At 61.0% G+C, this 12,687-nt stretch carries 15 protein-coding genes; 10 read left to right on the top strand and 5 right to left on the bottom strand.

Features of this window, described 5'->3' with window-relative positions; genetic code table 11:
- Window positions 1–10: 10 nt before the first annotated feature.
- Window positions 11–1,102: a chorismate synthase gene (gene aroC, locus FJD34_RS08350; RefSeq protein ID WP_032863232.1), complete on the bottom strand. Its 1,092-nt coding sequence runs from the start codon at window positions 1,100–1,102 to the stop codon at window positions 11–13.
- A 142-nt stretch (window positions 1,103–1,244) separates the two neighbouring features.
- Between aroC and FJD34_RS08345 the strand changes: the two genes are divergently transcribed.
- Entirely contained in the window at window positions 1,245–2,207 is a 963-nt protein-coding gene (locus FJD34_RS08345) for an alpha/beta hydrolase (protein ID WP_090291631.1), read from the top strand.
- Window positions 2,208–2,307: 100 nt separating this feature from the next.
- Window positions 2,308–3,111: a hypothetical protein gene (locus FJD34_RS08340; RefSeq protein WP_032863234.1), complete on the top strand. Its 804-nt coding sequence runs from the start codon at window positions 2,308–2,310 to the stop codon at window positions 3,109–3,111.
- A gap of 128 nt (window positions 3,112–3,239) precedes the next feature.
- Here FJD34_RS08340 and prmB read toward each other — a convergent pair whose 3' ends face one another.
- The gene (prmB, locus tag FJD34_RS08335) at window positions 3,240–4,148 is read right to left on the bottom strand and encodes a 50S ribosomal protein L3 N(5)-glutamine methyltransferase (RefSeq protein ID WP_032863235.1); all 909 of its coding nucleotides are present in this window, start codon (window positions 4,146–4,148) and stop codon (window positions 3,240–3,242) included.
- A gap of 239 nt (window positions 4,149–4,387) precedes the next feature.
- Between prmB and FJD34_RS08330 the strand changes: the two genes are divergently transcribed.
- From FJD34_RS08330 to FJD34_RS08310, 5 genes are all read left to right on the top strand, one after another.
- A complete protein-coding gene (locus FJD34_RS08330) occupies window positions 4,388–4,978 on the top strand; it encodes a cysteine hydrolase family protein (protein WP_065942383.1) in 591 nt (196 codons plus the stop codon).
- Between the two features lie 141 nt (window positions 4,979–5,119).
- Window positions 5,120–5,440 (top strand): hypothetical protein, encoded by a 321-nt coding sequence (locus FJD34_RS08325; RefSeq protein ID WP_032863237.1) that lies wholly within the window; start codon window positions 5,120–5,122, stop codon window positions 5,438–5,440.
- A 76-nt stretch (window positions 5,441–5,516) separates the two neighbouring features.
- Entirely contained in the window at window positions 5,517–6,074 is a 558-nt protein-coding gene (locus FJD34_RS08320) for a Smr/MutS family protein (protein ID WP_032863238.1), read from the top strand.
- Between the two features lie 67 nt (window positions 6,075–6,141).
- Entirely contained in the window at window positions 6,142–6,687 is a 546-nt protein-coding gene (gene folE / locus FJD34_RS08315) for a GTP cyclohydrolase I FolE (protein ID WP_032863239.1), read from the top strand.
- 102 nt (window positions 6,688–6,789) lie between these two features.
- Complete coding sequence (locus tag FJD34_RS08310) at window positions 6,790–7,161, top strand: glutathione S-transferase N-terminal domain-containing protein (RefSeq protein WP_065942382.1); 372 nt, start codon at window positions 6,790–6,792, stop codon at window positions 7,159–7,161.
- Window positions 7,162–7,222: 61 nt separating this feature from the next.
- On the opposite strand, the gene FJD34_RS08305 is transcribed toward FJD34_RS08310, so the two are convergent.
- Complete coding sequence (locus FJD34_RS08305) at window positions 7,223–7,825, bottom strand: glutathione S-transferase family protein (RefSeq protein ID WP_032863241.1); 603 nt, start codon at window positions 7,823–7,825, stop codon at window positions 7,223–7,225.
- 10 nt (window positions 7,826–7,835) lie between these two features.
- A complete protein-coding gene (locus FJD34_RS08300; protein ID WP_090291633.1) occupies window positions 7,836–9,002 on the bottom strand; it encodes an aminotransferase-like domain-containing protein in 1,167 nt (388 codons plus the stop codon).
- Between the two features lie 81 nt (window positions 9,003–9,083).
- Between FJD34_RS08300 and FJD34_RS08295 the strand changes: the two genes are divergently transcribed.
- The 3 genes from FJD34_RS08295 (at window position 9,084) to FJD34_RS08285 (ending at window position 11,759) form a co-directional block, all read left to right on the top strand.
- Window positions 9,084–9,515 carry a MarR family winged helix-turn-helix transcriptional regulator gene (locus FJD34_RS08295; protein ID WP_032863243.1) on the top strand — a complete coding sequence of 144 codons (432 nt, stop codon included), beginning with the start codon at window positions 9,084–9,086 and terminating at the stop codon, window positions 9,513–9,515.
- 222 nt (window positions 9,516–9,737) lie between these two features.
- Window positions 9,738–11,069, top strand: a complete 1,332-nt coding sequence (locus tag FJD34_RS08290) for an NCS2 family permease (protein WP_223232712.1) — start codon at window positions 9,738–9,740, stop codon at window positions 11,067–11,069.
- A 63-nt stretch (window positions 11,070–11,132) separates the two neighbouring features.
- Window positions 11,133–11,759: a LysE family translocator gene (locus FJD34_RS08285; RefSeq protein ID WP_032863245.1), complete on the top strand. Its 627-nt coding sequence runs from the start codon at window positions 11,133–11,135 to the stop codon at window positions 11,757–11,759.
- Between the two features lie 195 nt (window positions 11,760–11,954).
- Here the strand turns inward: FJD34_RS08285 and uraH are convergent, their stop codons facing one another.
- A complete protein-coding gene (uraH, locus tag FJD34_RS08280) occupies window positions 11,955–12,308 on the bottom strand; it encodes a hydroxyisourate hydrolase (protein ID WP_032863246.1) in 354 nt (117 codons plus the stop codon).
- Window positions 12,309–12,687 lie beyond the last annotated feature (379 nt).

Genomic DNA, 12,687 nt, shown 5'->3' with positions numbered 1-12,687 from the left:
GGTCAGACCGTCACAGCTGACCCAGCACCGGGGTACTCACACGCACATCGGCATTCTGCCCACGGTGACGCAACAGGTGATCCATCAGCACAATGGCCATCATTGCCTCGGCAATCGGCGTGGCGCGGATCCCGACACAAGGGTCATGGCGGCCCTTGGTGATCACCTCCACCGGGTTGCCATGCACATCGATGGAACGGCCCGGCGTGGTGATGCTCGACGTCGGCTTGAGTGCCAGGTGCGCCACAATCGGCTGGCCGGACGAGATACCGCCGAGAATACCGCCCGCATTGTTGCTGACAAAACCTTCGGGGGTCAGCTCATCGCGATGCTCGGTGCCGCGCTGGGCCACGCAAGCGAAACCGGCGCCGATTTCCACGCCCTTGACCGCGTTGATGCTCATCAGCGCGTGGGCCAGTTCGGCGTCCAGGCGGTCGAAGATCGGCTCGCCCAGGCCCGGCATCACCCCTTCGGCGACCACGGTGATCTTGGCGCCCACCGAGTCCTGGTCACGGCGCAACTGGTCCATATAGGCTTCCAGTTCCGGCACCTTGTCCGGGTCGGGGCTGAAGAAAGCGTTGTCTTGCACGCTGTCCCAGGTCTTGAACGGGATTTCAATCGGGCCCAGTTGGCTCATGTAGCCACGAATCACGATGCCCTGGGTTGCCAGGTACTTCTTGGCGATGGCCCCGGCCGCCACGCGCATCGCGGTTTCCCGCGCCGAACTGCGGCCACCGCCACGGTAGTCGCGCTCGCCGTATTTATGGTGGTAGGTGTAGTCGGCGTGGGCCGGGCGGAACAGGTCCTTGATCGCCGAGTAGTCCTTGGACTTCTGGTCGGTGTTGCGGATCAACAGGCCGATGGCGCACCCGGTGGTGCGGCCTTCGAACACGCCGGAGAGGATTTCGACTTCGTCGGGCTCCTGGCGCTGGGTGGTGTGGCGGCTGGTGCCGGGCTTGCGGCGGTCGAGGTCGCGCTGCAGGTCGTCCAGGGACAGCTCAAGGCCGGGCGGGCAGCCGTCGACAATGGCGACCAACGCCGGGCCATGGCTTTCGCCCGCGGTGGTGACAGTGAACAGCTTGCCGTAGGTATTGCCGGACATGCAGGGCGCTCCGTGAAATCAGTTGAATCAACTCAACCGTGATAACTAAGCGCGCCAGTATACGCAGGCTCACCCAGTAGTTCATCCTCGAAACCTTCCCGGTAGACGTTGGTCCAACCGGCACCTTCCTCATGATGGCGCGATGATGCTGCGAGTTTTGCTGTTCACCCTCACCCTGATCTGTACCGTGGCCCACGCCGCCGCGCCTGTGGTGCTGCAACGCCCCATCAGCCTGGACACCGGCAGCGGCGAGTTGTTTGGCTCGTTGCTGCTGCCCCAATCCGCCAAACCCGTGCCCGTGGTGCTGATCATTGCCGGCTCCGGCCCCACCGACCGCAACGGCAACAGCGCCGACGGTGCACGCAACGACAGCCTCAAGCGCCTGGCCTGGGTGCTGGCCCGGCACAACATCGCCAGCGTGCGCTATGACAAACGCGGCGTGGCCGCCAGCCTCAAGGCCACGCCCGACGAGCGCAACCTGACCCTGGATGCCTATGTAGCCGACGCCGTGGCCTGGGGCAAATTGCTCAAGGCCGACCCGCGTTTCGGGCCCTTGGTGGTGCTGGGCCACAGTGAAGGTGCCTTGGTTGCGACCCTGGCCGCGCCTGAACTCGACCCCGCCGGGGTGATTTCCCTGTCCGGCAGTGCCCGCCCGGTGGACCAGGTAATTCGCCAGCAACTGGCCGACCACATGCCCCCTGCCCTGCTGCTGCGCAGTAACCAGATTCTGGATCGGCTCAAGGCCGGCCAGGTCGATGCCGATGTGCCCGGCCCGTTGCAGAGTATTTTCCGTCCCAGCGTTCAGCCTTACCTGATTAGCCTGTTTCGGGCAGACCCTGCGGCGGCTTTCGCCCGCCTGACGATGCCGGCGCTGATTGTCCAGGGCACCACCGACCTGCAAGTGGGGGTCGCCGATGCCGAAAAGCTCAAAGAGGCCAAACCCGACGCAGAACTGGCGGTGATTCTCGGCATGAACCACGTCATGCGCATCGTGCCCAACGACGTGAAACAGCAACTGAATTCCTACAACGATCCGCAATTGCCCCTCGCCGATGCGCTGGGCAGGCGCCTGGTTGGCTTTATCGACGGACTTCGCCCCCGATAAGCGACTATTGACCCTCCAGTCCTGGAGAAAACGGCCGATAAGCACAGGGTCGACAGCAAAAAGCCTGTCGACTTGCAGGGCTTGGACAGGATCGCGCCGAATGACGAACACCGAAGCAGTACCGCAACCTCCCGCCGACACCACCGCCGACACCGAAACGGCGGCAGCGGCTGCGCTGCCGTGGGCGGAGGTTGAGGCCGAACACTTCAAAATGCTGCGCCTGGCGCCCTTGGCCACCGATCGCGCCACGGGTGCACGGCCATTGCGCTTTGTGCAGTTTGGCTACGCCGAACGCAACAACAAGGACCATAGCCTGCTGCGCATGGTCATCCAATTGCCCAGCCAACGGGTGCGACGCGAACAGAATCACCTCGATGTCTGGGTCGACCACGCCACCCACCGCGTGCATTTCGGCCCGGGCAACAGCCTGGAAATCGAACCGGCAAACCGTGGCCTTGGCCGTTTCCTGGTCGCCCAGGGCGCCGCGTGGGCGAAAAAGAAGTGGTCGCACTATCGCGTCGACGGCGTCGACCTGGCGAACAAGGACGCACTGAACGAAGCCACGCGCCTGCGTCGCGACCACTTCTTGCGCATCCAGGGTTTTGACGTGGCCTATGCCGATGTCCAGCATCTGAAGGGCCATGTGCAACCGGGCAAGGTCAGCGAGGTGCTGGACAGTTGGAACACCGAGAAGGTGCAGTTCGTGGAGATCCTGGAGGCGGCGCAGATGCTGCAACAGGCCGAGCAGAACCTGGTGGAGCAGGAAGTGAAACTGCGCCACGAAGAAGAAAAGGTCATCAAGTTCAAGCGTGAAGACAGCGGCTTGCGCTTCACCATTACCTGCCTGGTGGCGTTTACCGTGTTCCAGGCGGGGTTGCTGATCTGGATTGCGACGCACCGCTGACAACGCGGTTTAACTGAACAAAGCACCTCAAATGTAGGAGCTGGCTTGCCTGCGATGCAGACGACTCGGTGTATCAGCTACACCGAGTTGATGCCATCGCAGGCAAGCCTGCTCCTACATGGGCCGGGCTAGACCCTGGAGGCAAACACCGCCTGATGCTCCCGGCACTGCTGCGCCGTCAGCATGAACACGCCATGGCCACCGTTCTGGAATTCCAGCCAGGCAAAATCCACTTCCGGGTACAGCGCTTCAACGTGCACCTGGCTGTTGCCCACCTCGACAATCAGCAAGCCCTTCTCGGTCAAATGATCGGCCGCTTCGGCCAACATCCGACGCACCAGGTTCAAACCGTCATCACCACAGGCCAGGCCCAGCTCGGGTTCGTGCTGGTATTCGTCGGGCATGTCGGCGAAATCCTCGGCATCGACATACGGCGGGTTGGACACAATCAGGTCAAAACGCTGGCCGGGCAAACCGTCGAAGCCATCACCCTGCACGGTGTAGACGCGCTCATCGGCGCCGTGGCGCTCAATGTTCTGGTTGGCCACTTCCAGCGCCTCGTAGGACAAGTCCCCCAGCACCACTTCGGCCTCCTGAAACTCGTAGGCGCAGGCAATGCCGATGCAACCGGAGCCGGTGCACAGATCAAGGATGCGCGCCGGCGGCTGGGCCAGCCAGGGTTCGAAGCGGTTTTCGATCAGTTCGCCAATCGGTGAGCGCGGGATCAGCACACGCTCGTCTACGATAAACGACATGCCGCAGAACCAGGCCTCTTTCAACAGGTAGGCCGTAGGCACGCGCTCGTGGATACGGCGATGCAGCAAGCGCTGCACATGGGCGACTTCCTCTTCTTCCAGATTGCAGTCCAGGTAACTGTCGGCAATTTCCCAAGGCAGGTGCAGTGCACCGAGTACCAATTGCCGGGCTTCGTCCCAGGCATTGTCGGTACCATGGCCAAAAAACAGGTCTTCCCCATGGAAACGGCTGACAGCCCAACGGATATGGTCGCGCAAGGTGCGCAGGCGGGAAGTGATCACGGGGGCAAGCTCCAGGAAAAAACGACTGGCAATTCTAACAGCCTTAAGCTGTACGGACGATGTCTGAAAAACCTTTGCAGCACGTCAGTGTTAACCTGATTCAAGGTTTTTCTGTTACACAGCACCCCCTCTTGACATGGCTGTAGGCCAACAACGGCGCACCTTACGTTAGTAGCGATTCACAGAACCGCTCAGCCAGAGGACAATGTCGCAAAAGCCCCACTCACAGGAGCCCCAGAATGTCCGTTCCAAAGACGATGTTTCAACTCAGCGGTCGCGGTTACGCACCGGCCAATTTGAGCCACGCGACCCTTGTGATCATCGATGCCCAGAAAGAGTATTTGAGCGGCCCGCTCGCCTTGTCGGGCATGGACGCAGCGGTAGAACACATCAAGCAACTGAGCGCCGCCGCACGCAAGGCCGGGCGCCCCATTGTGCATGTCCGTCACCTGGGCACCGTCGGCGGCCTGTTCGACCCTCAGGGCGAGCGCGGCGAGTTCATTCCTGGCCTGGAACCGCAAGACGACGAAACCATCATCGGCAAACTGCTGCCCAGCGCCTTCCACGGCACGCCGCTGGAAAAAACCCTGCAGGACCTGGGCTCCCTGGACTTGATCGTCTGCGGCTTCATGAGCCACTCCAGCGTCAGCACCACCGTGCGCGCGGCGAAGAACCTGGGCTTTCGCTGCACCCTGGTGGAAGACGCCTGCGCCACCCGCGATTTGCCTTACAAGGGCGGCATCCTCAGCGCCGAACATGTCCAGCAAACTGAAATGGCCATCATGGCCGACAACTTCGCCACCCTCGCCTTGACCCAAGATCTGATCTGATCGCCCTGTCGATGAGCGGCGCGGCCATCTTGCGGCCCCGCTCATCCGCTAAAGCCTGTCATTTACCGCAATTGCCTCCCAGCCCGGAACAAGTTGTTTATCTTCCGGTCGAAGGGCCGATACCCTGGAGGAAAGGTCGGAATGAAGATATCCGATGGATTTGACGCTCGTCGCTTGCGCCCCAAGGGCCAGAGCAACTGGCGTTTGCGCCTGGGCGCGGTGTTTGCCGCGCTGCTCGCGCTGTTTGGCTTGCTGCTCTCGTTGGCCGGTGGCGCCGCGCTGTCTGGCCACTCGCCTGCGTTGGGCGAACTCAATACCAGCCCGGGCGGTGCGGCGGTGCTGTTAGTCGGCGGGCTGTTGATCCTGTGGCTCGGCGTCTGGTTGTGGCGCCGTTGCCGACGCCGCATGCGTGAACCACTGGCGCTGAACATCGCCTCACACCTGATGAAAAAGCACGACTGATCGAGCACTGATAGCGTTTTGTCCCGCATCAACCGCGCTGATTTGGGTAAACTGCCCGCCCTTCGCGGAGGCTGCCATGCAAGACGACGATTTTTCCCTGTTCAAAAACGAGCTGCGCGGCGTCAAGCCGATCAAGCACGACCGCGCCGATACCGGCAAACCCAAGGCCGACCGCGCGCAGATCGCCAAACTGCGCCAGGCGGCCACGGTGCGCACTGACGCCACCACGGTGGACGGCCTGTCGGACCAGTTCGTGATTGACGTCGGCCCCGAAGACGAGTTGATGTGGTCCCGCGACGGGGTCCAGGAAAGCCAGGTGCGCAAGCTCAAGGCTGGGCAGATCCCGTTCGAAGGCAGCCTCGACCTGCATGGCATGACCGTGGAAAAGGCCCGGGAAACCCTCTGGGCCTTCCTTGCCGAAGCCACCAAATTCGAAATCCGCTGCGTACGCGTCACCCACGGCAAGGCCGTGCGCCTGGACGGCAAGCGCCCCATGATCAAGAGCCACGTCAATACCTGGCTACGCCAGCATGCCCAAGTGCTCGGCTTCACCTCCTGCCAACCGCGCCATGGCGGCGCCGGCGCGGTGTATGTGATGCTCAAGCGCACGATGCTCGAAGGGCGTGACGAGTAACCCACGCTTGCAGCGATCTGCCGGCCACCGTACCCTTGCACTTTGCGAAAATCCCACAGGTAGTTTCATGTCCCTGGAACAGAATTACACAGCGATCCTCGGCCAAATCGGCGAGGACGTCTCCCGCGAGGGCCTGCTCGACACGCCAAAACGTGCCGCCAAGGCCATGCAATACCTTTGCCGCGGCTATGAGCAGACACTGGAAGAGGTCACCAACGGTGCCCTGTTCAGCTCCGACAGCAGCGAAATGGTGCTGGTCAAGGACATCGAGTTGTACTCGCTGTGCGAACACCACTTGCTGCCGTTCATCGGCAAGGCCCATGTCGCCTATATCCCGAGCGGCAAGGTGCTGGGCCTGTCGAAGGTCGCGCGGATTGTCGACATGTATGCCCGTCGCCTGCAGATCCAGGAAAACCTCAGCCGCCAGATCGCCGATGCGGTCCAGCAGGTGACCGGTGCCCTGGGCGTTGCCGTGGTGATCGAGGCCAAGCACATGTGCATGATGATGCGCGGTGTGGAGAAGCAGAATTCGTCGATGATCACGTCGGTGATGCTGGGTGAGTTCCGCGAAAACGCGGCCACCCGCAGCGAGTTCCTCAGCCTGATCAAGTAACCGGCGGCGCCAGGAAAAACCGGCATTCATCGCCGGTTTTTTTTCGCCCGTGGAAATCAGGTAAGCTGCGGCCCCTTCTGTCATGGGCAAGAGGTTTCAGCCATGTTCGTCAAAGCACTTCGAGTGGGCCTCGGCCACGTCATCATCGCGGGCGATTTCCTGACCCGCCCACGTAAAAAACAGCGCCCTGCCGAGCAACAGGCGCAGGTCAATGAAGCGGCCAAGGGCCTGACCCTGTACCAGTTCCACGCCTGCCCGTTCTGCGTGAAGACGCGCCGCACCCTGCACCGCCTGAATGTGCCGGTGGCGCTCAAGGATGCGAAGAACAACGAGCAGGACCGCCAGGCTTTGCTGACGCAAGGTGGCAAGATCAAGGTGCCGTGCCTGCGTATCGAAGAAAACGGCCAGACCACCTGGATGTATGACTCCAAGGTAATCATCGATTACCTGGATAAGCGCTTCGCCGCGATCTGACAGAAAACGCGGTCAAAATGTGGGAGCGGGCTTGCTCGCTCCCACATTTTGACCGCGCCTATCAGTCGAGCATCGGCACGTGCTTGGGATGGCTGGCCACACGCTCAAGCCAGGCTTGCACGGCTGGGTAGGGGCTCAGGTCGAAGCCACCTTCATGGGCTACATGGGTGTAGGCATACAGCGCAATGTCGGCAATCGAATACTGGTCGCCCACCAGGTACGGCGTGGCTTGCAGTTGTTTTTCCATGACCTTCAGCGCCTTGTAGCCGCCTTTATGGGTGGTTTTGTACTCCTCCAGCCGATCGTCCGGCAGGCCCAGGTAAAGCTGGATAAACCGCGCCACTGCAATGTACGGCTCATGGCTGTATTGCTCGAAAAACTGCCATTGCAACACCTGCGTGCGCAGGCGCGGCTCGCTGGGCAGGAATTCGCTGCCGTCGGCGAGGAAGTTGAGGATCGCATTGGACTCCCATAGGCAAGTGCCGTCTTCCAGTTCCAGCACCGGGATCTTGCCGTTGGGGTTCTTCGCCAGGAACTCGGCGGTCTGTGTGTCGCCATTCAAGATGTCGACATTCACCCACTCATACGCGATGCCGAGCAGGTTGAGCATCAACTTGATCTTGTAGCAGTTGCCCGAGCGGTAATCGCCATAAACCTTGTACATGAAGCTCCCCTTATGCCGCTTGCGCGCGCTGTGCTTGACGGACCACCGCCGCGAGACGCTTGAGACCTTCGTCCAGGCACGCCGGGTCGATGTGGCTGAAATTGAGCCGCAGGTGCCCATGGTGCTGGTCTGGCTCGGAAAAGAACGGTTCACCGGGCATGAACGCCACGTCCTGATCGAGCGCTGGTGCCAACAAGGTGCGGGTATCCAAGGGCTGTTTCAAGGTCAGCCAGAAGAATAATCCCCCCTGAGGCACTTGCCAGTCGGCCAGCTCATCGAAGTGGCGCTTCAGTGCCGCCTGGAACCCATCACGACGCTCACGGTAAAAACTGCGCAGTTGCACCAGGTGCTGCTGGTAGCGCTCGGTGCCGATCCACTGCATGGCCTGCCATTGGCCAACGCGGTTGGTGTGCAGGTCCGCCGACTGCTTGAGCTTGAGCAGATGGGGAAACACATCGGGGCTGGCGATCAGGTAACCGACACGCAAGCCGGGGAGCAGGGTTTTCGATACGGTGCCGGTGTAGATCCAGCTGGCCTTGCGCAGCCGGCTGACAATCGGCCGCGCACTGGCGCCATCGAAGGTCAACTCGCGGTAAGGCTCGTCTTCGATCAGGGTCACGCCGAACTCATCCAGCAAGGCCGCTACGGCGTCGCGCTTGGCTTCGCTGTAGCGCACCGCCGAAGGGTTCTGGAAGGTCGGGATCAAGTAGATGAATGCCGGGCGATGGCGTTCCAGATTGCTGCGCAGCGCCGTCAGGTCCGGGCCATCGGCTTCCAGTTCCACGGTCAGGCAATCGGCGCCGAACAATTGGAAGATCTGCAGGGCAGCCAGGTAGGTCGGGCCTTCCAGCAGGATCTGCGTGCCCCGGTCGATATACAGCTTGGCCGCCAGGTCCAGGGTTTGCTGCGAGCCGCTGACCACCAACACCTGGCTGGCCTCGCAGGCCACCCCCAGCGCTCGCGCTTCGGCCGCCAGCAACTCGCGCAATTGCGGCTCGCCTTCACTCATGCCGTACTGACCCATGGCCGGCGGCATGCCCTGCCAATCCAGCGCCGGCAGCATGGCTTCGGCGGGCAGGCCTCCGGCGAATGACATCACCTCCGGACGCTGGTCCGCCGCGAGGATCTCACGGATCAAGGAGCTTTTAAGGCGCGAAACACGTTCAGAGAAAGCCATAGGGTCACCGGTAGCAAAGCCTGGGGGAAATACGTCAAACTGGTTGACCGAAATTACGACGCCCCGGGTAGATACGTCAATATGCTTGACCTTAAAAACCAGACTTCGCAGCAAGCCGCCATGGAAGCGTTCTTCTTCGGCTATCAGGCCTTCACCGCCAAGGCCGATGAAATGCTGGAGCGCCGGGGCTTGAGCCGGGTGCATCAGCGCATCGTGTTTTTTATCGCCCGTTACCCCGCCTTGAACGTCAAGCAACTGCTGGAACTGCTGGGGGTGAGCAAGCAGGCGCTGAATATGCCACTGCGCCAATTGCAGGAAATGCACCTGGTCGACAGCATCGCCTCGGACACCGACAAACGTAAGCGCCTGCTGCAATTGACCGAAGAAGGCCAGCGCTTCGAACACGCCCTGCGCCGCGAGCAAGTCAAGTTGCTGCAGCGCGCCTTTGCCGAGGCCGGCGAGGACGCAGTGAATGGCTGGCTGGCGGTGAACAAGGCCCTGACCCTGCCTTGAGAGTGGCCTTTCATCTTTTTTGCACACATAATCGCAAACATTATTTGCTTTCTTTGTATACAAAAGCATAATTCGCTTCGTGCGAGTTCCTGACCTACTGGTCAACAAAACCCGCTGGTACCTCAAAGCACCGCTGCCCACCCCTGTGTCCGGTGCTGGAAATAACAATAAAACTCTTGAGGAGTACTTGCTGTGGAAAGCCATAAATCCGACGCCCCTACGCTGGATCGCAGTCCGCCCCACCTTTCAACCGTGAAGCAGGGCTGGCTGGAACGCCTGTTCAAACTCAGCTTGCATGGCACCACAGTGAAGACCGAATTGATCGCCGGCCTCACGACCTTCATCACCATGGCCTACATCATCTTCGTCAACCCCAACATCATGGCCGATGCCGGCATCGACCACGGCGCCGCCTTTGTCGCGACCTGTATCGCCGCGGCCCTCGGCTGCCTGTTGATGGGCCTGTATGCCAACTGGCCTGTAGGCCTGGCTCCCGGCATGGGCTTGAATGCGTTTTTCACCTACACCGTGGTCGGCACCATGGGCTACACCTGGGAGACCGCGCTGGGTGCGGTATTTATCTCCGGCGTGTTGTTCATGATTCTGACGCTGTCGCGCATCCGCGAATGGCTGCTCAACAGCATCCCGGTAAGCCTGCGCCACGCCATGGGCGCGGGGGTGGGTCTGTTTCTGGGGGTGATCGGCCTGAAAACCGCCGGCATCATCGTTGCAAGCCCCGCCACCCTGATCAAGCTCGGCTCCCTGCATGAACCGGCTCCGCTGTTGGCGGCCATCTGCTTTTTGCTGATCGCGATCCTCAGTTATCACCGGGTGTTCGGTGCGATCCTGATCAGCATCATCGCCGTTACCCTGGCCGGCTGGGGCCTGGGCCTGGTGCATTACCAGGGTATTGTGGCGCCCCCGCCGAGCCTGGCACCGACCTGGATGGCGATGGACGTGATGGGCGTGTTCAACGTCAGCATGATCAGCGTGGTATTCGCCTTCCTGTTTGTACACATGTTCGACACTGCCGGCACCCTGATGGGCGTTGCCCAGCGCGCCGGGCTGGTGAACGCCGACGGCAAGATCGAAAACCTCTCGCGGGCCTTGAAAGCCGACAGCGCCTCCAGCGTGTTTGGTGCGGTGGTGGGTGTGCCGCCAGTGACCAGTTATGTGGAAAGCGCTGCGGGCGTGGCCGCAGGCGGGCGCACCGGGCTGACCGCCGTTACCGTGGGCGTATTGTTTGTGGCAGCGATGTTTTTCGCCCCGCTGGCGGGCATGATTCCCGCGTATGCCACGGCCGGTGCATTGATTTATGTGGCGATGCTGATGATGAGCGGCATGGCCCATATTGAATGGGACGACGCCACCGACAGCATCCCGGCGATTGTCACGGCGATCATGATGCCCTTGACCTTTTCCGTCGCCGACGGCATCGCCCTGGGTTTTATCACCTACGTGGCCCTCAAGGCCGGTACTGGCAAGTACAAGGAAATTTCCATCAGCCTGTGGGTGCTGTGCGCGATTTTCATCGCCAAGTTTGTCTTCCTGTAACTCGGAAGCCGGCGAAAACCGCCTCACCCTCGGGTGGGGCTTTTGCATGTATGGAGGAATGTAATGAGCGTGGAAACCTGGCTGCTGTTCAGCGGCGCTGCTTTGATCGTGATCCTGATTCCGGGGCCGCTGTCGTTGCTGATGATCAGCAACAGCCTGAACTACGGCCTGCGCCGTTCGTACCCGGCGTTTCTTGGCGGGGTGTTTGCCTCGATCTGCCTGCTGAGCGCCTCGGCCCTCGGCCTGGGGGCCTTGTTGCTGGCGTCGGAGCAGTTGTTCAGCGCCTTGAAGATCGTCGGTGCACTGTATCTGTTCTACCTCGCCTGGCAGAGCTGGCAGCAGTCGCGCCTGCCGTCCCAGGGCGCCGTGGTGCCGGACGCAGCACCCGTACCGCGCTTTCGCGCGCTGTTTGGCCGGGCCTTTGTGCTGGGCGCGAGCAACCCCAAGGACATTCTGTTTTTCGCCGCCTTCCTGCCGCAGTTTCTCAGCAGCCAGCAGCCGTTTTTGCCGCAACTGCTGATCATGATCGCCACCTGGACCGTGCTGGACCTGCTATGCAAGCTGGCCTACGGCCTGGGAGCCCATGGTGCCGCGCGGTATCTGCGCACCGGCAAGGGCCAGAGCTGGTTCAACCGTTTCAGTGCCGGGCTGTTTGGCAGCGCCGGGGCGGCATCGCTGCTCAGGGGCTAGTGGCTTCCTGACGCCGTGTAGGAGCGAGCTTGCTCGCGAAGAACTCGAGCGCACCGCGTGTAGCCAGACAACGCGCGTTATCGTTGACGTTTTTCGCGAGCAAGCTCGCTCCTACAGAGCGGGCAAAAAAAAGCCCGCAGTGTGAGCGGGCGAAACCAACGAAGAGCATTTGGGGGTGTGAAGCGAGGTGACGACTCAGCTACCGCGATAGGTGGAGTAGCTGTAGGGCGAAATCAGCAGCGGCACATGGTAGTGATCCTGTTCGGCACTGATGCCAAAACGCAGCACTACCACATCGAGAAACGCAGGTTCCGGCAGTTGCACGCCACGGGCGCGGTAGTAGTCGCCGGCACTGAACTGCAACTGGTAGACACCACTGCGGTACTCATCACCTTGCAGCAGCGGCGCGTCGCAACGGCCATCGCTGTTGGTCAGGGCACTGGCGACCAGCTCCAGTTGCGCGCCTTCGACGCGGAACAGTTCAACCTTGATGGCGCTGCCTGGGCAGCCGTGGGCGGCGTCCAGTACGTGTGTGGTCAGTCGTCCCATGGATCGGAGCTCCCGTGTCGTGGATTAATAAAGAGGCCGCACCTTTGCAGGGCAATGAAAAGCCGGCGATAGCCGATTAAGACACTTTTCAAAAAAATTGTACACAATAAATTCAACAAACATCCCTCCCCCCTGTAGAAGCCAGCTCGTCGGCGATGACGGTGTATCGACCACAGATGTGGCAACAGCAAGAATGCCATCGCCAGCAAGCCGGCTCCTACAGATGGTTTTTCATATTTTAGTTGACCAATTGGGCAAGTTTCTTGCAAGGATAGGCCTCTGCTACCGCCTGGAAAAAATGCAGAAATACAGGCTTACAAAGTGACCATCAAGTTGTATACAATCAGCCCATCGCTGTGACGCCACGACCGCCACACCA

Origin of the sequence: Pseudomonas brenneri (assembly GCF_007858285.1) — a bacterium.
GTDB lineage: Bacteria > Pseudomonadota > Gammaproteobacteria > Pseudomonadales > Pseudomonadaceae > Aquipseudomonas > Aquipseudomonas brenneri.
Note: the sequence above shows the minus strand (reverse complement) of the source record. Positions and strands in the feature narration are given on the sequence as shown.